Origin of the sequence: Halomonas flagellata, from assembly GCF_022487945.1 — a bacterium.
Lineage (GTDB): Bacteria > Pseudomonadota > Gammaproteobacteria > Pseudomonadales > Halomonadaceae > Halomonas > Halomonas flagellata.
In genome coordinates this window covers 1-21,750 of the sequence record NZ_JAKVPY010000034.1, presented here as the reverse complement: position 1 = coordinate 21,750, position 21,750 = coordinate 1, and the positions used below count along the sequence as shown (strand labels likewise).

At 67.3% G+C, this 21,750-nt stretch carries 22 protein-coding genes; 8 read left to right on the top strand and 14 right to left on the bottom strand.

Annotated features, from left to right (window positions below):
* Positions 1 to 18 precede the first annotated feature (18 nt).
* Positions 19 to 243: a DUF6746 family protein gene (locus MKP05_RS19525; RefSeq protein WP_240569836.1), complete on the bottom strand. Its 225-nt coding sequence runs from the start codon at positions 241 to 243 to the stop codon at positions 19 to 21.
* Between the two features lie 26 nt (positions 244 to 269).
* On the opposite strand from MKP05_RS19525, the gene MKP05_RS19520 reads away from it, so the two are divergent.
* Positions 270 to 545: a hypothetical protein gene (locus tag MKP05_RS19520; protein WP_240569835.1), complete on the top strand. Its 276-nt coding sequence runs from the start codon at positions 270 to 272 to the stop codon at positions 543 to 545.
* 16 nt (positions 546 to 561) lie between these two features.
* On the opposite strand, the gene MKP05_RS19515 is transcribed toward MKP05_RS19520, so the two are convergent.
* Together MKP05_RS19515 and MKP05_RS19510 are read right to left on the bottom strand one after the other, a co-directional pair.
* Entirely contained in the window at positions 562 to 1,617 is a 1,056-nt protein-coding gene (locus MKP05_RS19515) for a C45 family autoproteolytic acyltransferase/hydrolase (RefSeq protein ID WP_240569834.1), read from the bottom strand.
* Position 1,618: 1 nt separating this feature from the next.
* Positions 1,619 to 2,383: a dienelactone hydrolase family protein gene (locus MKP05_RS19510; protein ID WP_439109007.1), complete on the bottom strand. Its 765-nt coding sequence runs from the start codon at positions 2,381 to 2,383 to the stop codon at positions 1,619 to 1,621.
* 241 nt (positions 2,384 to 2,624) lie between these two features.
* Between MKP05_RS19510 and MKP05_RS19505 the strand changes: the two genes are divergently transcribed.
* Positions 2,625 to 3,830, top strand: a complete 1,206-nt coding sequence (locus MKP05_RS19505; RefSeq protein ID WP_276316691.1) for an ABC transporter substrate-binding protein — start codon at positions 2,625 to 2,627, stop codon at positions 3,828 to 3,830.
* 84 nt (positions 3,831 to 3,914) lie between these two features.
* Here the strand turns inward: MKP05_RS19505 and MKP05_RS19500 are convergent, their stop codons facing one another.
* The 9 genes from MKP05_RS19500 to tdh form a co-directional block, all read right to left on the bottom strand.
* Positions 3,915 to 5,213 carry a branched-chain amino acid ABC transporter permease gene (locus tag MKP05_RS19500; RefSeq protein WP_240569833.1) on the bottom strand — a complete coding sequence of 433 codons (1,299 nt, stop codon included), beginning with the start codon at positions 5,211 to 5,213 and terminating at the stop codon, positions 3,915 to 3,917.
* Positions 5,210 to 6,217 (bottom strand): branched-chain amino acid ABC transporter permease, encoded by a 1,008-nt coding sequence (locus tag MKP05_RS19495; RefSeq protein ID WP_240569832.1) that lies wholly within the window; start codon positions 6,215 to 6,217, stop codon positions 5,210 to 5,212. The genes MKP05_RS19500 and MKP05_RS19495 overlap by 4 nt, the downstream gene beginning before the upstream one ends.
* A 14-nt stretch (positions 6,218 to 6,231) precedes the next feature.
* Positions 6,232 to 6,936 carry an ABC transporter ATP-binding protein gene (locus tag MKP05_RS19490; RefSeq protein WP_240569831.1) on the bottom strand — a complete coding sequence of 235 codons (705 nt, stop codon included), beginning with the start codon at positions 6,934 to 6,936 and terminating at the stop codon, positions 6,232 to 6,234.
* Between the two features lie 81 nt (positions 6,937 to 7,017).
* The gene (locus tag MKP05_RS19485; protein WP_240569830.1) at positions 7,018 to 7,788 is read right to left on the bottom strand and encodes an ABC transporter ATP-binding protein; all 771 of its coding nucleotides are present in this window, start codon (positions 7,786 to 7,788) and stop codon (positions 7,018 to 7,020) included.
* Between the two features lie 90 nt (positions 7,789 to 7,878).
* Entirely contained in the window at positions 7,879 to 9,324 is a 1,446-nt protein-coding gene (locus MKP05_RS19480; protein ID WP_240569829.1) for a sodium-dependent transporter, read from the bottom strand.
* Positions 9,325 to 9,504: 180 nt separating this feature from the next.
* Positions 9,505 to 9,831: a hypothetical protein gene (locus MKP05_RS19475; RefSeq protein WP_240569828.1), complete on the bottom strand. Its 327-nt coding sequence runs from the start codon at positions 9,829 to 9,831 to the stop codon at positions 9,505 to 9,507.
* A 191-nt stretch (positions 9,832 to 10,022) separates the two neighbouring features.
* The gene (typA, locus tag MKP05_RS19470) at positions 10,023 to 11,849 is read right to left on the bottom strand and encodes a translational GTPase TypA (RefSeq protein ID WP_110284111.1); all 1,827 of its coding nucleotides are present in this window, start codon (positions 11,847 to 11,849) and stop codon (positions 10,023 to 10,025) included.
* A gap of 194 nt (positions 11,850 to 12,043) precedes the next feature.
* Positions 12,044 to 13,243 (bottom strand): glycine C-acetyltransferase, encoded by a 1,200-nt coding sequence (gene kbl / locus MKP05_RS19465; protein WP_110284110.1) that lies wholly within the window; start codon positions 13,241 to 13,243, stop codon positions 12,044 to 12,046.
* A 4-nt stretch (positions 13,244 to 13,247) separates the two neighbouring features.
* On the bottom strand, positions 13,248 to 14,273 hold the full coding sequence (gene tdh, locus MKP05_RS19460; RefSeq protein WP_240569827.1) for an L-threonine 3-dehydrogenase: 1,026 nt from the start codon (positions 14,271 to 14,273) through the stop codon (positions 13,248 to 13,250).
* A gap of 200 nt (positions 14,274 to 14,473) precedes the next feature.
* Between tdh and MKP05_RS19455 the strand changes: the two genes are divergently transcribed.
* Positions 14,474 to 15,064 (top strand): helix-turn-helix domain-containing protein, encoded by a 591-nt coding sequence (locus MKP05_RS19455; protein WP_240569826.1) that lies wholly within the window; start codon positions 14,474 to 14,476, stop codon positions 15,062 to 15,064.
* A 13-nt stretch (positions 15,065 to 15,077) separates the two neighbouring features.
* Here MKP05_RS19455 and MKP05_RS19450 read toward each other — a convergent pair whose 3' ends face one another.
* Positions 15,078 to 15,617, bottom strand: a complete 540-nt coding sequence (locus MKP05_RS19450) for a glycosyltransferase family protein (RefSeq protein WP_240569825.1) — start codon at positions 15,615 to 15,617, stop codon at positions 15,078 to 15,080.
* Between the two features lie 335 nt (positions 15,618 to 15,952).
* Positions 15,953 to 16,138 carry a hypothetical protein gene (locus MKP05_RS19445; protein WP_240569824.1) on the bottom strand — a complete coding sequence of 62 codons (186 nt, stop codon included), beginning with the start codon at positions 16,136 to 16,138 and terminating at the stop codon, positions 15,953 to 15,955.
* A 37-nt stretch (positions 16,139 to 16,175) separates the two neighbouring features.
* Here MKP05_RS19445 and glnA point away from each other — a divergent pair, with 37 nt between their 5' ends.
* From glnA to ntrC, 5 genes are all read left to right on the top strand, one after another.
* Complete coding sequence (glnA, locus tag MKP05_RS19440) at positions 16,176 to 17,582, top strand: glutamate--ammonia ligase (protein ID WP_240569823.1); 1,407 nt, start codon at positions 16,176 to 16,178, stop codon at positions 17,580 to 17,582.
* Positions 17,583 to 17,761: 179 nt separating this feature from the next.
* Positions 17,762 to 18,340 (top strand): DUF4124 domain-containing protein, encoded by a 579-nt coding sequence (locus MKP05_RS19435; protein WP_240569822.1) that lies wholly within the window; start codon positions 17,762 to 17,764, stop codon positions 18,338 to 18,340.
* Positions 18,341 to 18,403: 63 nt separating this feature from the next.
* On the top strand, positions 18,404 to 18,610 hold the full coding sequence (locus MKP05_RS19430; RefSeq protein WP_240569821.1) for a hypothetical protein: 207 nt from the start codon (positions 18,404 to 18,406) through the stop codon (positions 18,608 to 18,610).
* A gap of 288 nt (positions 18,611 to 18,898) precedes the next feature.
* Complete coding sequence (gene glnL, locus MKP05_RS19425) at positions 18,899 to 19,945, top strand: nitrogen regulation protein NR(II) (RefSeq protein ID WP_110284105.1); 1,047 nt, start codon at positions 18,899 to 18,901, stop codon at positions 19,943 to 19,945.
* A complete protein-coding gene (gene ntrC, locus MKP05_RS19420) occupies positions 19,938 to 21,350 on the top strand; it encodes a nitrogen regulation protein NR(I) (protein ID WP_240569820.1) in 1,413 nt (470 codons plus the stop codon). The genes glnL and ntrC overlap by 8 nt, the downstream gene beginning before the upstream one ends.
* Positions 21,351 to 21,750 lie beyond the last annotated feature (400 nt).

Genomic DNA, 21,750 nt, shown 5'->3' with positions numbered 1-21,750 from the left:
CCGCCGCCGCGGGGCAGCTCACTTCACCAGCGTCTGGGCGGCGTCGAGGTAGGTCTCGCCGTTGGCGCGCACGCGCTCGACGTCGCCGGTCTCCGAGCCCAGGTGGACCTCTTCCAGGGTGATGGCCATCTCGGCCGTCTCTTCGTTGATCTTCTCGAGGGCGTTCTCGCTGACCTGGCGCAGGAATTGACAGGGTGCGGCATGGCGCCTAGATTGATCATTGCAAATGATAATTGTTATCATTTACGGGGATGATCAAGGAGGACAGCATGCCGTACCGCATCAATACCGGACTCAAGGGCGCCAACCCGACCCTGCAGATCTGCGATGCCAGCTCGGGCTCCGTGCGGGTGGCCTGGGAGTACCCCCGTCGCGACCCCCACCTCTCGGAGGAGGAACTCGAGCTGCTGCAGTTCAGGCGCGAGGAGGCGATCCATGACCTCTTCCACCGCCTGTTCCTGCTGACCACCGAGCAGTACCTCAAGGGCGAGCTGGACGAGGCGCCGGCGCTGGGCGCCTGGCGCTGGCGGCAGGCAGGGCGCTAGGCGTGCCGGCGCCGAGCTAGGCGGGGTCGAGGGTCACGCTCAGGATATCGGTGGTCTCGCAGGGCTTGCCGTGGCGCAGGGTGAGGCGGCGTTCGCTGAGGTTCATGACCACGGCGAACAGCGTCTCCATGCGCTCCTCCGGTGGCTGGTCGGGGTTGAAGTGGCGGCAGATCGACAGCGGGGCGTCGTGGTGGTCGCTGAGGATGTCGAACAGGGCGGCTTCGTCGACCTCGACGTGGTCGGGCAATTGGTCGCGCAGTAGCCGGTCGAGCCTCGCCAGGCGTGGGCGGGAGTCGGGGCGCGGGAAGTCCTCGACCTGGCAGGTGGCGGCCCGGGCGTAGAGGTGGTTGGTGTGGGTGACCATGCCGTGTTCGGGGGCCAGCCGGCCGGGCTCGCCGGGGTGGACCTCGAGGCCGGCGGCCTGGCCGTCGGCGCTGGCGATCAGGAAGTGGGCGGGGGAGCAGACCCGGTCGCGGGTAGCCACGGCCACGGCGCTTTCCAGGTCGGGGCTCTCCAGGATCTTGCGCAGGGCGACATGGATCGGCAGGCCCTGGCCACAGGTCCGGGAGCGGATGGCATTGAGGCAGACGCCGATGCCGTGGGCGTTCATGCCGATCTTGGCCACCATGCCGGCCTCGCCGATGCTGAGCAGCGGGGCGGCCTGATCGCCGGTGATCTTCAGCGCCACGACATTGTGCAGCTGGTCGGTGCGCCAGTCCCAGTTCTGGGCCAGCCATTGCTGGCCGGCGCGTTGCAGGGCGAAGGCAGAGCAGCCGCCGCTGGCCCGGGTCAGCGAGATCTCGCTGCGGCAGTTGAGGGTGAGGATGTCGGCGAGGTCGACCCCGGCGCCGCGGGCGATGCCCGCCATCTCGTCGAGGATTTCGGGGAAGCCGCGCTCGATCATGGCGGCGAAGCGGTCGGCCTCCTCCCGGGCCTCCTTCCAGCGGATGCCGACGAAGTCGAGGAACAGCCGGTCGTAGACCTCGATGCTGCGGTGGATGAGCCGGGCATGGGCCAGGCCGTGGGCCTCGCCGATCGCGTGGCGGCTGCCGGTCAGTTCGGTCAGGCGCATGTCACAGCACCTCGTCGAGGAACTCGAGGAAGGCGGCCCAGGACTTCTCGTCGGCGCGTTCCTGGTATCGGTCGCTGCCGAATTCCGTGAAGCCGTGGGGGGCGCCCGAGTAGACCTGGATCTCGTAGGTGGCGCCGGCGGCCTCGAGCTCCTCGGTCAGGGTGGTGACATCGCTCATGGGCACGGCGCTGTCGGCACCACCGTGGGCGATCAACAGCGGCGGGACCTCCTCGGGCCATGCCTGGCCCTCCGGGGTGCCCAGCCCCCCATGGAAACTGGTGTAGCCGGCCACGCCTTCGGCCTCGCTGGAGCGGGCGATCTCCAGGGCCACGGCGCCGCCGAAGCAGTAGCCGATCACCACGGCGGTCTCGGCGGCTCCCTGGTTGCGGGCCTCGGCCAGGCCGGCCAGGGTCAGGGTGCGCATGCGTTCGCGGTCCTCGTAGAGGGCACGGGTGGCGGCCTGGCGGGCCTCGGTGGTCGCCGGGCGGTTGCCCTGGCCGAAGAGGTCGACGGCGAAGGCGTCATAGCCCTGCTCGGCGAGCATGTCGGCGCGCTGGCGCTCGTAGTCCCCCAGGCCATCCCAGTCGTGAACGATCAACACGGTGCCGCGCGCCTCGCCTTCGGCGGCGGCGAGATAGCCCTCGAAGGCTTCATCGCCGACATCGTAGAGGACGTCGTCGCCGGCAGGCGTGAAGGCATGGGCATTGGCGGCCAGGCCGAGGGTGGCCAGCAGCACGGTGGAAGCGGTCCGGGGGCGCATGGGCATGGGGGCTCCTGTCGAATGGGCGGGGATCCGGCCTCTCAGTATAGGCAACCGGCGCGGCCAGTCGTCCGACAGGGTGGCAGGGCCGGAGACGGTGGGTGCGCTCGGGCGGTTGGCAGCGCATCGGCGATGCCCAACGTTGGCAGCACGGGCTTGTGTTTTGGACCGTTGCCTTCCAGATTTAGGTCGTGAAGCTATAACGATGCCAATCGCGCACGCAGTCATATGAAGGGGAACGACAATCATGAAGAAGAACGTACTGTCGATGGCGGTGGCGGCCTCCGCCCTGGCCTTGGCCGGAGCCGCCCATGCCGAGGTGAAGATCGGCTTCCTGGGCGGGTTCACCGGGGGGATCGAGAGCCTGACGCCGCCGATCTTCGATGGCGCCCAACTGGCGGTGCGACACGTCAACGAGCAGGGCGGCATCCTGGGCGGCCAGGAGCTGGTGATCCCCAGCGGTGACACCACCTGCAGCGATGCCTCGGCGGCTTCCAACGCGGCGGACCGCATGGTCAATTCCGAACAGGTCACCGCCATCGTCGGGGCGCTGTGCACCGGCGCCACCATCGCCGCGGCCAACAACGCGGCCATTCCCGGCGGCGTGACCATGGTCTCGCCGGCATCCACGGCCCCGGCGGTGAGCGAGCTGGACGACAACGACCTGGTGTTCCGCACCGTGCCTTCCGATGGCTTCCAGGGCGAGATGCTGGCCAAGCTGCTGCTGGAGAAGGGCATCGACGAGGTGGCGGTCACCTATGTCAACAACGACTATGGCCGCGGCCTGGCCGATGCCTTCGCCGAGGCCTTCGAGGCCAATGGCGGCCGGGTGGCCGAGAACCTGGCCCACGAGGACAACCGCGCCGACTACCGCTCCGAGCTGGGTGCGCTGTCGGCCTCCGGGGTCGAGACCCTGGTGGTGCTGGCCTATGCCGATACGTCCGGCCAGACGGTGCTGCGCCAGGCCTACGAGGGCGGCATGTTTACCCAGTACGTGGGCGGCGACGGCATGGTCGGCGACAGCCTGGTCGAGGCGGTGGGGGCCGATGTGCTCGAGGGCATGGTCGCCACCCGCCCGGGCAGCCCCGACCTGCCGGGGACCGAGATCTTCAACGAGGCCGCCCAGGCAGCCGGCTTCGACCCCAGCGCGGTATTCGCCGCCCAGGCCTACGACGCCGCCTTCCTGCTGGCCCTGGCCATCGAGCAGAACGGCAGCGCCGAGCGCGAGGGGCTCTCCGAGGCGCTGCGCAGCGTCTCTTCCGCCCCCGGCGAGGTGATCCTGCCCGGCGAGTGGGAGAAGGCCGTGGAGCTGATTGCCGCCGGCACCGAGATCAACTACGAGGGCGCCTCCGGCCGCCACGAGTTCGACGAGAACGGCGATGTGCCGGGCGTGGTGGTCGAGATGGTCGTCGAAGAGGGCCGCTTCGTCGGCAGGGGCTTCGTGGATCTCTGATCCCCCTGGCCCGATGCACAAGCCAAGGCCCCGGCGGTCAGTTCAAACCGCCGGGGCCTTTGTCTGGCCGGGTGTCGCGGGACGTCAGCCGTGGTGCTTGACCTTCTCCGGCAGCATTCCCTTGGGCGCGAAGCGCAGCACCAGGGTGATCAGCAGGCCGATCACCAACACCCGGGCCTGCAGGGCGCGGCTCTCGAGGTGGCCGGGCGCATCCCAGCCGAAGGCGCCCTCGCCGAAGCCGATGGCCAGGTGCATCAGCATTAGCGCCAGCGGCTCGGACATGATCCAGATGAGGTAGACCGCCACGGCGCCGAAGATGGTGCCCAGGTTGTTGCCCGGCCCGCCGAGGATCACCATCACCAGCACCAGGAAGGTGTGGTTCAGCGGCAGGAAGCCCTGGGGGTCGAAGATGCCGTTGAAACTGGTCAGCGCCGCCCCGCCGATGCCCATCAGGATGCAGCCCAGCACGAAGATCTCCAGGCGGCGACGGTTGATGTCCTTGCCCATGGCCGCGGCAGAGACCTCGTTGTCGCGGATGGCGCGGATCATGCGGCCCCAGGGGGCGTGATAGGCGCGGTGCAGCAGGAAGAAGATCGCCGCGATCATCACCGCCGTGACCGACAGATAGAGTGAGCGGGACACCACGAAGCCGAGGTCGCCGGCGCCGGGTGTCGGCCAGGGCAACGGCGAGACGGTGGCGGTGCCGCGGGTCAGCCAGTCGGAGTTCTTGAGGAAGGCCTTGATGATCTCGGCGATGCCCAGGGTGGCGATGGCCAGGTAGTCACTGCGCAGCCCCAGGCAGATATGACCGATGAAGTAGCCGATGCCGCCGGCCAGCATCCCGCCGACGATCCAGCCGGTCCAGGCCGGCAGGCCCAGGCCGCCGATGAAGCCGGCGCGCGACTCGATCTCGTCGGTGACCCCGCGCAGCACGCTGATCACCATCAGGTAGAGCACTACCGCCAATGCCACGGCGATCACCGTGCGCAGCCGCTTCGGCACCCCCAGGCGGTCGAGCTTGGTGGCGCCATAGACCACCAGGGCGGCACCGAGCAGGTAGAGCAGCGCCAGGCCGAGTTCGCCGGGCAGCTCGCTCTCCCAGAAGGCGTCGTTGACCGGTACGCTGAAGAACATGGCGCTGAAACCGCCCAGGGCGACGAAGCCCATTACCCCGGCGTTGAACTGGCCGGCATAGCCCCACTGGATGGTCAGCCCCAGCGCCAGGATGGCGTAGCAGGCGGCTTCCACCAGCATGCGGGTACTGTAGGCGATGCCCATCACGGCATAGACGCCCAGCACGGCCACCAGCAGGGCGGCGAACAGGAGCACCTCGCGCCGCGGGAAGCGCCGGACGGGGGGCTGGGATCGGGTCGTGTCGGTCATGTGATCACCTTGCCCTTGAAGAGCCCGGTGGGGCGCCATACCAGGATGGCGACCAGGATGAAGAAGGGCACCACGATCTTGTACTCGGTGCCGACGAAGGCCAGGCTGCGCGGCAGTTCCAGCCACTCGGGGAAGTGCTGCTGGAGGGGGCGCAGCAGCACCGTCCAGTTGAACACCGCGAGCGTCTCGGCGAAGCCGACCACGAAGCCACCGGCGATGGCACCAAAGGGGTGGCCCACGCCGCCGACGATGGCCGCGGCGAAGATCGGCAGCAGCAGGAAGAAGCTCAGGTCGGGCTTGAAGGTCACGTCCAGCGACAGCAGGGTGCCGGCGATGGCGGCCAGGCCGCCGGCGATCACCCAGGTCACCGCCACGATGGTGTGGGTGTTGATGCCGGAGGCCTGGGCCAGCTCGGGGTTGTCGGACATGGCGCGCATCGCCTTGCCCAGCCGCGAGCGGCTGAGGAAGAGGTGCAGCCCCACCACCGCGGCGATGGTCAGCACGAAGAGGATCACCTGGGGTTCGGTGACGACCACCGGGCGGGTGATGGTCTCGAAGGGCAGGTCGATCCGGTAGATCTCCTTGCGTTCGGCGATGTAGAGGTTCCGGCCGCCGGTGCCGGCGAACAGCCGGATCACCCCCTGGAGCATCAGCGCCACGCCCAGCGAGGCGATCACCATGACGATCGGCTTGACCCCATGGGCGCGCAGCGGCTTGTAGAAGGCGTGGTCGATGCCGACCGCCAGGGCGGCGGTGAGCACGATGGCCAGCGGCAGCATGACGACGGCGGTGGGCAGCCCCACTGCGCTCCCGGCGCCGGGAAAGGCCAGGGTCAGCAGCAGCACCATGGCGGCACCGAAGGTCATCATGTCGGCATGGGCGAAGTGGGCGAAGCGCATGATGCTGAACACCAGCGTCACGCCGACGGCCCCGATGGCGTAGATCGAGCCGGTCACGCTGCCGGCCACCACCACGTTGTTGATGAAGAAGACCAGTTCGTTCAAGGGATTCTCTCCTCTCAGCCGCCCAGGAAGCTTCTGGCGACCTCGGGGTCGGCCAGCAGGGCGGCACCGGTGTCGGTGAAGCGATTCTGGCCGGCGGCCAGCACGAAGCCCTTGTCGGCGATGGCCAGTGCCTGCTTGGCGTTCTGCTCCACCATCAGGATGCCGACCCCGGCGGCGTTGATCTCCTTCACCCGCTCGAGGATCTCGTTCATGTAGAGCGGCGAGAGGCCGGCGGTGGGCTCGTCGAGCAGCAGCAGGCTGGGCTCGGCCATCAGCGCCCGGCCCATGGCGACCATCTGTCGCTGGCCACCGGAGAGTTCGCCGGCGGGCTGGTGGCGCTTGTCCTGGAGCGGGGGGAAGAGCTCGTAGACCTGGGCCAGCATGCGCTTGACGTTATCGGGCTTGAGGAAGGCGCCCATCTCCAGGTTCTCCTGCACCGTCAGGCTCGGGAAGACGTTGTGCTCCTGGGGGATGAAGCCCATGCCCTTCTGTACCAGGCGGTTGGGCGCCAGGTTGTGGATCGGCTCGCCGCGCAGCAGGATCTCGCCCTGGCTGACGGTGAGCAGGCCGAACACGGCCTTGAGCATGGTCGACTTGCCGGCCCCGTTGGGCCCGACGATCACGCCGATCTCGTCGGCCTCGATCGCCATGTTCACCCCGTGGAGGATGTTCATGGCGCCGTAGCCGCCGTAGACGTCGCGTGCTTCGAGTAGTGGCATCGATGGTTCCCTGCGCAATGGCTGTCTTGTTGGTGCCCGGGGTGATCGCGCTGCGGAGGCCCTGAGGCGGTGCCGGCGCCCTCAGGCGACGTTGGAGCCAAAGTAGGCCTCGATGACACGGGGGTCGTCGCGAACCTCGTCGATGGAACCCTCGACCAGGACACTGCCCTGGGCCAGCACGATCACCGGGTCGCAGAGCCGGGCGATCATGGCCATGTCGTGCTCGATCACCAGGAAGGTGTAACCCATCTCGCGGTTGAGGCGCTCGATGTTGCTCATCAGGTCGCCGAGCAGGGTGCGGTTGACCCCGGCGCCGATCTCGTCGAGCAGCACCACCCGGGCATCGGTCATCATGGTGCGGCCGAGCTCGAGGAGCTTCTTCTGGCCGCCGGAGAGGTTGCCGGCCAGCTCGTTGCGCACCTGGTGCAGGCCGATGAAGTCGATCACCTCGAGGGCCTTGCGGCGCACCTCGGTCTCCTGCCGACGCACCAGGCCGGGTTTGAACCAGGCTTCGAAGAGGCCCTCGCCGGCCTGGGAGGGCGGCACCATCATCAGGTTCTCCAGCGCCGTCAGCTGGGAGAACTCGTGGGCGATCTGGAAGGTGCGCAGCAGCCCCTGGTGGAAGAGGGTGTTGGCGGGCAGGCCGGTGATGTCCTCGCCGTCGAACAGCACCTGGCCGCTGTCCAGCGGCAGGGCGCCGGCGATGATGTTGAACAGGGTGGACTTGCCGGCCCCGTTGGGGCCGATGAGCCCGGTGATCGAGCCCTCTTCCACCCGGATCGAGCAGTCGTCGATCACCTTGAGGCCACCGAACGCCTTGTGGACGTGTCGAACGTCGATGATGGCTGCCATGTCCCGTTCCATTGTTGTTGTGTGCGGCTGTTGTGTGGCGCGCCCGGAGGCGCTACCCGGGCGCCGTTGTCGTACCGCAGGCGAGGCGGCTCACGGCTCCTGGCTAGGCTCCACCAGGAAGGTGCGGCCGGCGGCGAAGGCGCCGACGATCACCAGGGCGCCGATGGTCGGGATCAGGTAGCCCTCCACCTGCGGGATGCTGCGCAGGAAGACGAAGGCCACCGCCGCCGGGGCGACGAAGCGCACCAGGAAGCGCCAGACGATGAACCAGGCCTCGCTCGTGCGCATCTCCTTCATCACCTCGGAGTGGGTCAGGGCCCAGCCGGCGAACAGGGCAATCAGCAGGCCGCCCAGCGGCATGAAGATGTTGGTCAGCAGTTCGATGAGGTCGAAGGCGCTGCGGCCGAACAGGGCGTGGAAGAGGGTACCCTCGGCCCAGACGTTGAAGCTGGTGACGGTGAGCAGGCCCAGCGCCCAGCTGGCCACCACCATGAGGGTCACGGCCTGGGGGCGGGTCAGGTCGAAGCGCTCGACCAGGAAGGCGGCTACCGGTTCGATCAGCGAGATCGAGGAGCTGATGGCCGCCCCCAGCACCAGGATGAAGAAGACCCCGCCGATCAGCGCGCCGAAGGGCATCTCGGCGAAGGCCAGGGGCAGGGTGACGAACATCAGGCCTGGGCCCTGGCCCGGGCCCAGGCCGGCACCGAACACCAGCGAGAAGATCGCCAGGCCGGCGACCATGGCCACGGCGGTGTCGACGACGGCGATGGCGATGGCGGTGCGGGTCAGCGAGGCCTCGCTGGACATGTAGGCGCCGTAGGCCATGATCGCGCCCATGCCGAGGCTCAGGGTGAAGAACGACTGCCCCATGGCCTGCAGCCAGCCCTCGAGGCTCAGGTCGGCGAGGTTGAAGGTGAACAGGAAGCTGGCCGCGGCCCCGATATCGCCGTTGGCGATGCCGTAGGCGAGCACCACCAGCAGGATCACGAACAGTGACGGCATCATGATGCGCAGGCTGCTCTCGATGCCCCGGTGGATGCCCATGCCGACGATGAGGCCGGAGGCGATGATGAAGAGGGTGTGGTAGAGGGTCAGCAGGCCAGGTGAGGCGAGCAGGGCGTCGAAGCCGGCCCCGATGGTCTCGGCATCGGCGCCGGTGAGCGAGCCGGTGAGCATCTGCCAGGTGTAGTGGATCGCCCAGCCGGCGATCACCGAATAGAAACTGAGGATCAGGAAGGCCGAGGAGGCGCCCAGCCAGCCGATCGACTCCCAGGCCCGCGAGGCCTGGTGGGTGCGGGTCAGGTGGCGCATGCCCATGATCGGGCTGCGGCGACTGGCCCGACCGAGCATGGTCTCGGCGATCAGGATCGGGATGCCCACGGCGAAGATGGTCAGGGCATAGACCAGGATGAAGGCACCGCCGCCGTTCTCGCCGGTGAGATAGGGGAAGCGCCACAGGTTGCCGAGCCCCACCGCCGAGCCGACGGCGGCCAACAGGAAGGTGCCCTTGTGTGTCCAGACGTTGTGCGTGCTCATGAAGGTTCCGGGTGTTCCTGATCGGCCTTGTGGGCCACGAGTCGGCCTGGTGGGCCGGAGTCTGCAGCGTTGGGGCATGTCCCGACGCTGGCGCCAACTTTGCGTCATTACCCCGCTGCCTGACTAGTGGGCGATCGTTTAGGGTACGTTAAGGACACGCTATGGTATCGTCCCGCTGGATCAGCCCCGCGCTTCGCTGTCGTCTTCGCGGGAGTCGCGGTGCGGCTCCAGGGCCCGGCTGGCGTCGGGCAGGCGCACGGTGTCGCCCAGGGCGAGCTTGCCGTGGGACTTCATGCGCCGGCCGTTGTCGGCCGAGATCAGCGCCACCACCTCGCCGATGCTGGTGCCTTCGACGTAGGCCTCGACCCTGACCCGCACGGTGGCCCCCTCGTGGCGCGCCGAGAGGATGTCGCCGGGCCCCGGGGCGGCGTAGCCCGCGGGGTCCCGTTCGAAGTGGCGCATGACGCTATCGGCGCCCGGATCGTCCCAATCGACGTGCTTGTGCATGACGCGGTCTCCTCTGCTGGACATGGTGCGGGGGCATGCCGCCCCCGCTTCCCTGAGCCTAGCCGAGTGGCCGGGAATGCCAAGGTGGGCCGTCGCGGGCGGGTGCCATACAAACAAAACCCCCTACGGTTGGACCAGTGTCCAACTTTCGGGGGTCGGTTCGGGAAAGGCGGCCTGATGCCGGTCAGCGATTACTTCTTGCTGGCGCGCTTGCGCTCGTTCTCGGTGAGATGCTTCTTGCGCAGGCGGATGTGGTTGGGGGTGACCTCGACCAGTTCGTCATCGTCGAGGAACTCGATCGCCTGCTCCAGGGTGAACTTTACCGGCGGGGTCAGCACGATGTTCTCGTCGTTGCCCGAGGCGCGCATATTGTCGAGCTTCTTGCCCTTGGTGGGGTTGACCACCATGTCGTTGGCGCGGTTGTTGATGCCCACCAGCATGCCCTCGTAGACCTCGGTGGCGTGGTCGATGATCAGCTTGCCGCGCTCCTGCAGGGCGTAGAGGGCGTAGGCCAGCGCCTTGCCGGGCACCATGGAGACCAGCACGCCGTTGCGACGCTCGATGGAGGCGTCGGGCTTGAGCGGGCCGTAGTGGTCGAAGCGGCTGGTGAGGATGCCGGTGCCGGAGGTCAGGGTCATGAACTGGCCGCGGAAGCCGATCAGGCCGCGGGCGGGGATCATGAAGTCCAGGCGCACCCGGCCCTTGCCGTCGGGGTTCATGTTGGTCAGCTCGCCCTTGCGGTAGCCGAGCTCCTCCATGATGGCGCCCTGGTGCTGCTCCTCGCAGTCGATGATGACTTCCTCGTAGGGCTCCTGCTTGACCCCGTCGATCTCCTTGATGATCACCTCGGGGCGACCCACGGCCAGCTCGAAGCCCTCGCGACGCATGGTCTCGATCAGCACCGAGAGATGCAGTTCGCCGCGGCCGGAGACCTTGAACTTCTCCGGGGTCTCGCCCTGCTCGACGCGCAGCGCCACGTTGTGGATCAGCTCCTGCTCGAGGCGATCCTTGATGTTGCGGCTGGTGACGAACTTGCCGTCCTTGCCGGCGAAGGGCGAATCGTTGACCTGGAAGGTCATGGAGACGGTCGGCTCGTCGACCGACAGCGGCGGCAGCGCCTCGACGGCGGCCGGGTCGCAGAGGGTGTCGGAGATCGACAGGTCGTCGATGCCGGTGATGCAGATGATGTCGCCGGCGGTGGCCTCGTCGGTCTGCACCCGCTCCAGGCCCAGGTGGGTCATCACCTGGCCGACCTTGCCCTTGCGGGTCTTGCCGTCGGGATCCACGATCACGACCTGCTGGTTGGGCCTGACCGCGCCGCGCTTGATGCGGCCCAGGCCGATGACGCCGACGTAGCTGTTGTAGTCCAGGGCCGAGATCTGCATCTGGAAGGGGCCGTCGAGCTCGACCTCGGGCGGCTCGACGATGTCGACGATGGCCTGGAACATGGGGGTCATGTCGTCGGCCAGCTCCTCGGGGTCCATGCCGGCGATGCCGTTGAGGGCCGAGCAGTAGATGATCGGGAAGTCGAGCTGCTCATCGGTGGCGCCGAGGTTGTCGAACAGGTCGAAGATCTGGTCGATGACCCAGTCGGGGCGGGCACCGGGGCGGTCGATCTTGTTGACCACCACGATCGGCTTGAGGCCCTGGTCGAAGGCCTTCTGGGTGACGAAGCGGGTCTGCGGCATGGGGCCGTCGACGGCGTCGACCAGCAGCAGTACCGAGTCGACCATCGACATCACGCGCTCGACCTCGCCACCGAAGTCGGCGTGTCCCGGAGTATCGACGATATTGATGTGATAGGGGGTACCGGAGGCATCTTCCCAGCGGATCGCGGTGTTCTTCGACAGGATGGTGATGCCGCGTTCCTTTTCCTGATCATTGGAGTCCATGATGCGCTCCTGCCCCTCGGCCTTGCGGTCCAGGGTGCCGGACTGGCTGAGCAGCTTGTCGACCAGAGTGGTCTTGCCGTGGTCGACGTGGGCGATGATGGCAATGTTGCGAAGTTTCTCGATCACGACGCGATCCTGCTGGGAAAAAGTGGGGACGCATTATAAAGCCAGGGCGGTGGCCCCTACCAGCACTGTCGGCGGTTATCCCACGAGACGAGGGCCCCGGTGCGGGAATTCAATGGCTTGGCGACGGCCGGAAATGGCGCTCCGACGGAAAATCGCCCCACCCGCCTCCACGGTGCCGGGCGGGGCGTGGCGGATCAGCCCCCGTCGATGGCCAGGCGCCGCTTCACCCGGCCGAAGGCCGCCAGGGCGAATTCCAGGTCGTCGCGCTCGAAGGCCGCCGACAGCTGGGTACGGATGCGGGCCTTGCCCTTCGGCACCACGGGGTAGGAGAAGGCGGTGACGTAGATGCCCTCCTCGAGCATGGCCTCGGCGAACCGGCCGGCGACGGCGGCATCGTTCAGCATCACCGGCACGATGGGGTGCTCGCCGGGGAGCAGGGTGAACCCCAGGGATTCCAGGCCGGCTCGGAAGAAGGCGGTGTTGTCCTTGAGCCGCGTGCGCAGCTCGCCGGATCCGGCGGCCAGCTCCAGCGCCTTCAGGGCACCGGCCACCACCGGCGGTGCGACGGTGTTGGAGAACAGGTAGGGGCGCGAGCGCTGGCGCAGCAGCTCGATCACCTCGCGCCTGCCGCTGGTGTAACCGCCGCTGGCGCCGCCCAGGGCCTTGCCCAGGGTGCCGGTGGTGATGTCCACCCGGTCCATGCAGCCCAGGCGCTCGTGAGTGCCGCGCCCGCCGGCGCCGAGGAAGCCGGTGGCGTGGCAGTCGTCGAAGTGCACCAGGGCACCATGGCGCTCGGCCAGGTCGCAGATCTCGTCGAGCCTGGCGATGTAGCCGTCCATGGAGAAGACGCCGTCGGTGGTGATCAGCTTGAAGCGGGCGCCGTCCCGGTCGGCGGCCTGGAGCTGGGCCTCGAGGTCGGCCATGTCGCTGTTGCGGTAGCGGTAGCGCCGCGCCTTGCTCAGCCGGATGCCGTCGATGATGCTGGCATGGTTGAGCTCGTCGGAGATGACGGCGTCCTCGGCACCCAGCAGGGTCTCGAACAGCCCGCCGTTGGCGTCGAAGCAGGAGGGGTAGAGGATGGTGTCCTCGGTGCCGAGGAACTCGCTCAGCCGCTGCTCCAGTTGCTTGTGCAGGGTCTGGGTGCCGCAGATGAAGCGCACCGAGGCCATGCCGTAGCCCCACTGTGCGAGGCCCTCCGCGGCGGCGGCATTGACCGCCGGATGCTGGGCCAGGCCGAGATAGTTGTTGGCGCAGAGGTTGAGCACCTCGCGGCCCTCCTGGATGCCGACACGGGCCCCCTGGGGGGTGGTCAGCTGGCGCTCGTGCTTGTAGAGCCCGGCCGACTCGATGGCGTCGAGCTCGCCGCGCAGGTGGTGCTGAAAGTTGCCGTACATGGTGTTACTCCCAATTGAGGACGACCTTGCTGGCCTCGCCGGCGTGCATGGCATCGAAGCCCTGCTGGAAGTCGGTGTAGGGGAGCCGATGGGTGATCACCGGCGAGATGTCGAGCCCGGAGTCGACCATCACCGACATCTTGTACCAGGTCTCGTACATCTCGCGGCCGTAGATCCCCTTCAGCGTCAGCATGTTGAAGATCACGGTGTTCCAGTCGATGGCCATCTCCTCGCTGGGAATGCCGAGCATCGCCACCCTGCCGCCGTGGCACATGTTGGCCAGCATGTCGCGGAAGGCGTCGGGATTGCCGGACATCTCGAGCCCCACATCGAAGCCCTCGTGGAGGCCCAGGTCGCGCTGCACCTCGGCCAGGCTCTCGCGGCGCACGTCGACGGTGCGCGTGGCGCCCAGGCGGGCGGCCAGGGCCAGGCGCCCGGGATTGAGGTCGGTGATCACCACGTGGCGCGCTCCGGCGTGACGGCAGACCGCCGCGGCCATGGCGCCGATGGGCCCCGCGCCGGTGATCAGCACGTCCTCGCCGAGCAGGTCGTACTGCAGGGCGGTATGCACGGCATTGCCCAGCGGGTCGAACAGCGCCGCCACGTCGAGGTCGATGCCCGGCCGGTGCTCCCAGACGTTGGACATGGGCAGGGTCACGTACTCGGCGAAGGCACCGGGCCGGTTCACCCCGATGCCGCTGGTATGGGCGCAGAGGTGGCGCCGGCCGGCCAGGCAGTTGCGGCAGCGGCCGCAGACCACGTGGCCCTCGCCGGAGACGATCTGGCCGGGATGGAAGTCATTGACGTTGGAGCCGACCGCGACGATCTCGCCGACGAATTCGTGACCGACGACCATCGGCACGGGAATGGTCTTCCGGGCCCAGCCGTCCCAGTGATAGATGTGCATGTCGGTTCCGCAGATGGCGGTGCGCTTCACCCGGATCAGGACATCATTGATGCCGACCTCGGGGTCGGGAACCTCCTCCAGCCATAGGCCCGGCGCGGCCTCTCGCTTGACCAGTGCTTTCATGACCCTATCCCCTTGCCTGTGCGTGGTTGTATCGGGGCCCTGGCAATCTGTCGCAAGGCGTTTAGTATGCAAGAACATTATCCAGTATTGCAGAGCAGTTCCACCATACAAGAGTTTTTTCTCACATAGTGGATTAGTGCCGTGAAGGAAGCGGGTCTGGTGGACACGAGACCTTGCCGCATGACAACGAGGTGCCTTGCTTGAACGGTAGAACAGTCAGTCGGGATCAGCACGGCGATGTGGGCAGCCAGGTGCTGTCGAGCCGCGTGATCGAGCTGCGCAAGAAGCGCAATCTGACCCTGGAGCAACTGGCGGCCGCCTCGGGGGTCAGCCGCTCGATGCTCAGCCAGATCGAGCGTGGCCGGGCCAACCCCACCCTGGCGGTGACCCTGCGCATTGCCCAGGCCTTTGGCCTGAACATCGGCGAACTGGTGGATCAGCCCTGGACCGCCTCCCGGATCGAGATCGTGCGCCGTGACGATGCCAGCCAGATGTTTCGCGACGACCAGGAGTGTCGGATCCGCACGCTTTCCCCCCTGCACCTGGAGAAGAACGTGGAGTTCTACGAGCTGTGCCTCGCCCCGCGTGCCCGCCTGCACAGTGCGCCGCACTTCGAGGGGACCCGCGAGCTCCTGACCGTCACCCGGGGCAGCGCCCGGGTGCAGGCCGGCGACCATCGCTGTGTCCTGGGTCCCGGCGATTCCGCCCACTACCACGCCGACCTGGAGCACACCATCGAGAACATCAGGGACGAGGAGCTGGTAGGCTTTCTGGTCGTGACCTATCAGTGATGGCCGGGCGGCCTCAGCGGAACCGGGAGTGGACCCGGGCCTGGCAGGCGCGCAGCCGCTCCAGCAGCTCGGGGAGGGCCCTTGTGTCCAGCGAGGGGTCGAAGCCGCCGATGCGGTCGAACCACTCCCGTACCACGCACAGGGTGTCGGCAGGAGGTGCGCGGCGCAGCCATTGCCACAGGCGGGTGGCCGGGCCGCGGGACCCCGAGGGCAGGACCATGACATCCCAGGCGCGATGCTCGACCCCGTCGACGACCACGGCGAGCCAGTCGGTAGGGATGGGCAGGGTCGGCGCGGGAAAGATCAGCACCGTCCCCTGGCTGCGTGCCACCGCGGCGTTGAGGCGGCCGCCCAGTGGCTCGTCCGCGCAGGGTAGCAGGCGGACGCCGAAGCGATTGGCGAGCCTGGGGAGTCGCGGGTCGGCGGTGTCGTCGACCAGCAGCAGCTCGATACGGCCGTCCCGACCCCGCAGCAGCCTCTGAAGCGCCGCCAGGCGCCTGGGGAGGCTGGTGCCCGTGGAGCGGGCATCGAGGAAAATGCTGCATGCAAACATGCTCGGGTGCGCTCCGCTGGACTGGACACCATGCCATGGCGCCGGGGCCGAAACGCGGGCGTTCCCGAACCGGTGCCTGTGTGTAATTGAGTGTAGTTTTTGGTTGTTTAGCGTATCAATGCGTTTCCCGGGTGAAATTCCTGGGGCACGAGGAGGAGGTCTGCCCTGTGACGGCATGAGCCGTGCCATCAGCAAGGCCGCCGTAGCGCGGGCCGGCGTCAGCCATGCGTCATTATTGTGCAATGACCTTTCTTCGTGCACCAATAGGGTGCCGTGATGGGGCCTTGCGAAGCCTCCCCAGGCAAGATGCGGCCGGCATGGTGCAGGAGAGTGCTTCATGCCGCAGGGGAAAATTCAATGAAATAAAGTGGTTGCCGTGGTGGCACGTCATGCTGGTGCAATTCTGGCACGCCGCCTGCATTGATTTGGCCAGCGCCATGTTCGCGCATGGCGGACGTGGGCAGGATGCCTGCGACGTGATAAAACTCTCGCTGGGCCGACCAGCGCCAGTGGATCATCATCCCAACATATCGAGCCAAGCTCACAGTGGAGGACAACATGCCTGCCAAGACTCTCGCCCTGATCGAAGAACATGACGTCAAGTGGGTCGATCTGCGTTTCACCGATACCAAAGGCAAGGAGCAGCACGTCTCCATCCCGGCCCGTGACGTCGACGAGGAGTTCTTCGAGAACGGCCAGATGTTCGACGGCTCCTCGATTTCCGGCTGGAAGGGCATCAACGAGTCGGACATGATCCTGCGTCCGGAAGATGGCACCGCCTTCCTCGACCCCTTCACCGAGGACGCCACCCTGGTGCTGCGCTGCGACATCATCGAGCCGGCCACCATGCAGGGCTATGACCGCGACCCGCGCTCCATCGCCAAGCGCGCCGAGGCCTACCTGCAGTCCAGCGGCCTGGGCGATACCGCCTTCTTCGGCCCGGAGCCCGAGTTCTTCATCTTCGACGAGGTGCACTGGAAGGCCGACATCGAAGGCGCCATGTACAAGATCTCCTCGGAAGAGGGTGCCTGGTCCACCGACCGTCCCATCGAGGGCGGCAACCTGGCACACCGTCCGCGCGTCAAGGGCGGCTACTTCCCGGTCCCGCCGGTGGACAGCTTCCACGACATCCGCGGCGCCATGTGCAACACCCTGGAGGCCATCGGCCAGCGCGTCGAGGTGCACCACCACGAGGTGGCCAACGCCGGCCAGAACGAGATCGGCGTCAAGTTCAACACCCTGGTGAAGAAGGCCGACGAACTTCAGGAGATGAAGTACGTCGTCCACAACGTGGCCCACGCCTATGGCAAGACCGCCACCTTCATGCCCAAGCCGCTGGTCGGCGACAACGGCAGCGGCATGCACGTCCACCAGTCGTTCTGGAAGGAGGGCGTCAACCAGTTCGCCGGTGACGAGTACGCCGGTCTCTCCGAGATGGCGCTCTACTACATCGGTGGCATCATCAAGCATGCCCGCGCCCTGAACGCCTTCACCAACGCCTCCACCAACTCCTACAAGCGTCTGGTGCCGGGTTTCGAGGCGCCGGTGATGCTGGCCTACAGCGCCCGCAACCGTTCCGCTTCCATCCGCATCCCCTACACCGCCAGCCCCAAGGGCAAGCGCGTCGAGTGCCGCTTCCCGGACCCGACCGCCAACCCCTACCTGTGCTTCGCGGCGATGCTGATGGCCGGCATCGATGGCATCAAGAACAAGATCCATCCGGGCGATGCCATGGACAAAAACCTCTATGACCTGCCGCCGGAAGAGGGCAAGGCCGTGCCGACCGTGGCCAACAGCCTGGATCAGGCCCTGGAGGCGCTGGACGCCGATCGTGCCTTCCTCACCGAGGGTAGCGTCTTCACCGATGACATGATCGATGCCTACATCGAACTGAAGATGGAAGACGTGGAGCGCATCCGCATGTCCACCCATCCGGTCGAGTTCGACATGTACTACAGCTGCTGATTCCCGGCCCTGCGGGGCCGGCCAGCACGGCGCCCCGGTGCGTCGAAGGGAAAAGGGGTTCCGCCATGGCGGAACCCCTTTCTTTCGTACACTATCCAAGAAGCTAACGTGGGCAAGACCAGATGAGCGACAGGGCCGGTGTTCCCGGAAGGCATCGGCACCGACGCAGGGGGGCAGGCATGAACAAGGCACTGGCGGTACTGGCGTTCGGGCTTGCGGTGAGTCTCGCGGCCCAGGCCCAGACCATCTACCGCACCACCGATGCCCAGGGCAATGTGGTCTTCACCGACAATCCGGAGCGCGGCGGCGAGGAGGTCGAACTTTCGCCGCTCACCGTGGTGCCCTCCCGTGAGGTGCGCCAGGAGCAGGCGGTGCCGCGGGTCGAGGGCAGCGGTGCGGCGGCGGTGAGCGCCTCGCCGGGGCAGCCCTTCATGCCCTACGACGGCTTCCGGATCCTTGCGCCGGCCCATGAGGAGACGCTGCCGACCGGCCATGCCGGCAATGTGCAGGTGGAGCTCGGCATCGAGCCCGAGTTGCGCGAGGATCATCGGGTGCGCCTGCTGCTGGATGGCCAGGTCAGTCAGTCGGCCATGCACACCAGCGCCTTCATGCTCACCAACCTGAATCGCGGCGAGCACGTGCTGCAGGCCGAGCTGCTCGATGCCAGTGGCGAGGTCCGCCATCGCACCCCGCCGGTGACCCTCTACGTGCAGCGGGCCAGCGTCAACCTGCCCCAGAACCCCAACCGCCCCGATTAGCTGCCCCTTCGCCGGGCACCCCGGCCGTTGTGCCCGGACGGCAGCCCGAGGCCCTGTCGTGACGTGACGCGTGACGATCGGGTTCTTGATCCCATGGATCGCGCCGAGCGGATTCGCCGCAGTGTCGATCTGGAGTTCCAGTCCCTGGATCGGGAGGAGCGGCGCCGTGAAAGGCGTCGCCTCGAGCGCCGTTCGCCCTCCCGTGACGAACTCGACGGACCGAAAGGGAGGCGCCGATTCAAGCGGCGCTTCGACCCCCATCACCCCTGACGGCACCCCTGGTGCCCGCCCTGGGCTAACATTCCCGTTGCTGGTGCAACGGGGCGATCCACTGGCTCGCTTTCGTGCGCCACTTTCCTCCATGCACTATTCTGGTGCACAAAAGAGGGGCATGAGGGCACCGAAACGGCGCCAGGACGCTCTTTCCGGTGCTGGCGCGCTTCTTGCAGTGCTATGGGCAGCACGCCTTGCCATGTCCGGACGGGGCGGTGGGAGCCGAGAGGTCACAGCCCCTCCACGGACGGTGAGCGGGACAACGCCATGATTCGAGAAGGCCCGATGTATCAACGCTTGATGGAGCACCTGACCACGGCGGTGCTGTTGCTGGATGGCCGGTTGCGCCTGTGCTGGATGAACCCCTCGGCCGAGGCCCTGCTGGCCGTCAGCCTGAGTCGGGTCGAGGGCGTCGCGTTCACCACTGTGGTGGGCAGTGAGGACGGCATCGCCGAGGTGCTCGACAAGGCCCGCGAGGAGTTCCACCCCTTCACCCAGCGCGAGGCGCGACTGGTGGTGGTCGGTGGCGAGGCGCTCACGGTGGACTACACGGTCACGCCGCTCAGCGCCGACGAGCTGCTGCTGGAAATCGAGCCGCGTGACCGCTTGATGCGCATCTCCCGGGAGGAGGCCCTGATGACCCGCCAGGAGACCATCAAGGTACTGACCCGCGGACTGGCCCACGAGGTCAAGAACCCCCTGGGCGGGATCCGCGGCGCCGCCCAACTGCTGGAGCGTGACCTCGACGATCCCGGGCTCAAGGAGTTCACCCATATCATCGTCGAGGAGGTCGACCGCCTGCGCGACCTGGTGGACTCCATGCTGGGCCCCAACCGGGTGGCCCGCCATGAGCCGCTGAACATCCACAAGGTGCTGGAACGAGTGCGCTCGCTGCTGATCGTCGAGCAGTCCGGGGTGCATATCGAGCGCGACTACGATCCCAGCCTGCCCGATCTCGCCGGCGACGAGTCGCAGATGATCCAGGCGGCGCTCAACGTGGCACGCAACGCCGTGGAGGCGATGACCGAGGCCGGCATCCCCGAGCCGCGGCTGGTGCTGCGGACCCGGGCCCGTCGCCAGTTCACCCTGGGGGCCGAGCGCCACCGGCTGGTCTGCGAGGTGGGGATCATCGACAACGGCCCGGGCATTCCCGCAACGCTGCGCGAGACGCTCTTCTACCCGATGGTCTCGGGGCGGGCCGACGGCAGCGGCCTGGGCCTGTCCATCGCCCAGGCGATCTTGCACCAGCACCAAGGGTTGATCGAGTGTGACTCCTCGCCCGGCCGAACCGAATTCCGACTGCTGATTCCGCTGGAGAAGCGCCATGACTGATGCCGCACGTGTCGTGATCGTCGACGACGATCGTGCCATTCGCTGGGTGCTGGAGCGCGCCCTGGCCCAGCCCGACCTGGAGGTCGAGTGCATCGAGCGCGCCGATACCGCCCTCGGCCGGCTGCTCGACGACCCGCCCGACGTGCTGGTCACCGATATCCGCATGCCGGGCATCGATGGCCTGGACCTGATGTCGCGGGTGCGCGAGGCCCACCCCGACCTGCCGGTCATCGTGATGACCGCCCATTCCGACCTCGAGAGTGCCGTCGCCTCCTACCAGGGCGGTGCCTTCGAGTACCTGCCCAAGCCCTTCGACGTCGACGAGGCGCTGGCCCTGGTACGCCGCGCCGTGGCCCACGCCCGCGAGCGCAAGCGTCCGGTCAGCGTGCCCGAGGGGCTCGACGCCGAGATCATCGGCGAGGCGCCGGCCATGCAGGAGGTATTCCGCGCCATCGGCCGCCTGTCGCACTCCCATATCACGGTGCTGATCAATGGCGAGTCGGGGACCGGCAAGGAGCGCGTCGCCCGTGCCCTCCACCAACACAGTCCCCGGGGAGGACAGCCCTTTATTGCGCTGAACATGGCGGCGATTCCCCGTGACCTGATCGAGTCCGAACTGTTCGGCCACGAGAAGGGCGCCTTCACCGGTGCCACCGCCCAGCGCCAGGGGCGCTTCGAGCAAGCCAACGGCGGCACCCTGTTCCTCGACGAGATCGGCGACATGCCCGCCGAGACCCAGACCCGGCTGCTGCGGGTGCTGGCCGACGGCGAATTCTATCGGGTCGGGGGCCATACCCCGGTGAAGGTGGACGTGCGGATCATCGCCGCCACCCACCAGAACCTGGAGACGCTGGTGGATGACGGCCGTTTCCGCGAGGACCTCTTTCACCGCCTCAACGTGATCCGGGTGCACCTGCCGAAGCTGGCCGAGCGGCGCGAGGATATCCCGCGGCTGGCGCGCCACTTCCTGGCCGAGGCGGCCAAGGAACTCTCGACCGACGTCAAGGTGCTGACCGCCGAGGCCGAGGAGCACCTGACCCGGCTGCCCTGGCCGGGCAACGTGCGCCAGCTCGAGAACACCTGCCGCTGGCTGACGGTGATGGCCTCGGGGCGCGAGGTGTTGATCGAGGACCTGCCGCCGGAGCTGCGCGACGGCAGTGGCGGCGAGGCCGCCACCGGCGACTGGCGCGCGGCCTTCCGCGACTGGGCCGACCGGGCGCTGGCCGCCGGCCACACCCATCTGCTCGAGGAGGCGGTACCGGATTTCGAGAAGATCCTGATCGAGACGGCGCTCAAGCATACCGGCGGCCGCAAAGGCGAGGCCGCCGAGCTGCTGGGCTGGGGGCGCAATACCCTGACCCGAAAATTGAAGACGCTGCTGCCGGCGCTGGCCGATGGGGAGTGAGGAAGCGGTCCCGCTCTCCAGTGTTCACGAGAAGATCCTGATCGAGACGGCGCTCAAGCATACCGGCGGGGCGCTCTCCACAAGACCGGCGAGGCCGCCGAGGCCGCGCCTTTGGTCTGACCCTGAGGCCTCCCCAGAAATATTTCTGCATTATCAATGCGTTGGGCATGGGTGGGTGGCAAGTTGCCAGCGCTGCCGGTCCCTATGGGGTCAGACCCCGGCGGTGTCGAAGCCGCTCGCAAGACGCACCATGACGGGCTTCGCGACTTGGCTGGGGTCTGACCCGAATGGCACTTACTTAAGACGCTGACCGACGCCTAGTCGGTTGATTTACAAGAAAACGGACGATGGAATGCGGTATTGTGTAAGTCGCGAAACCACACACAAACCGCAAACCCAT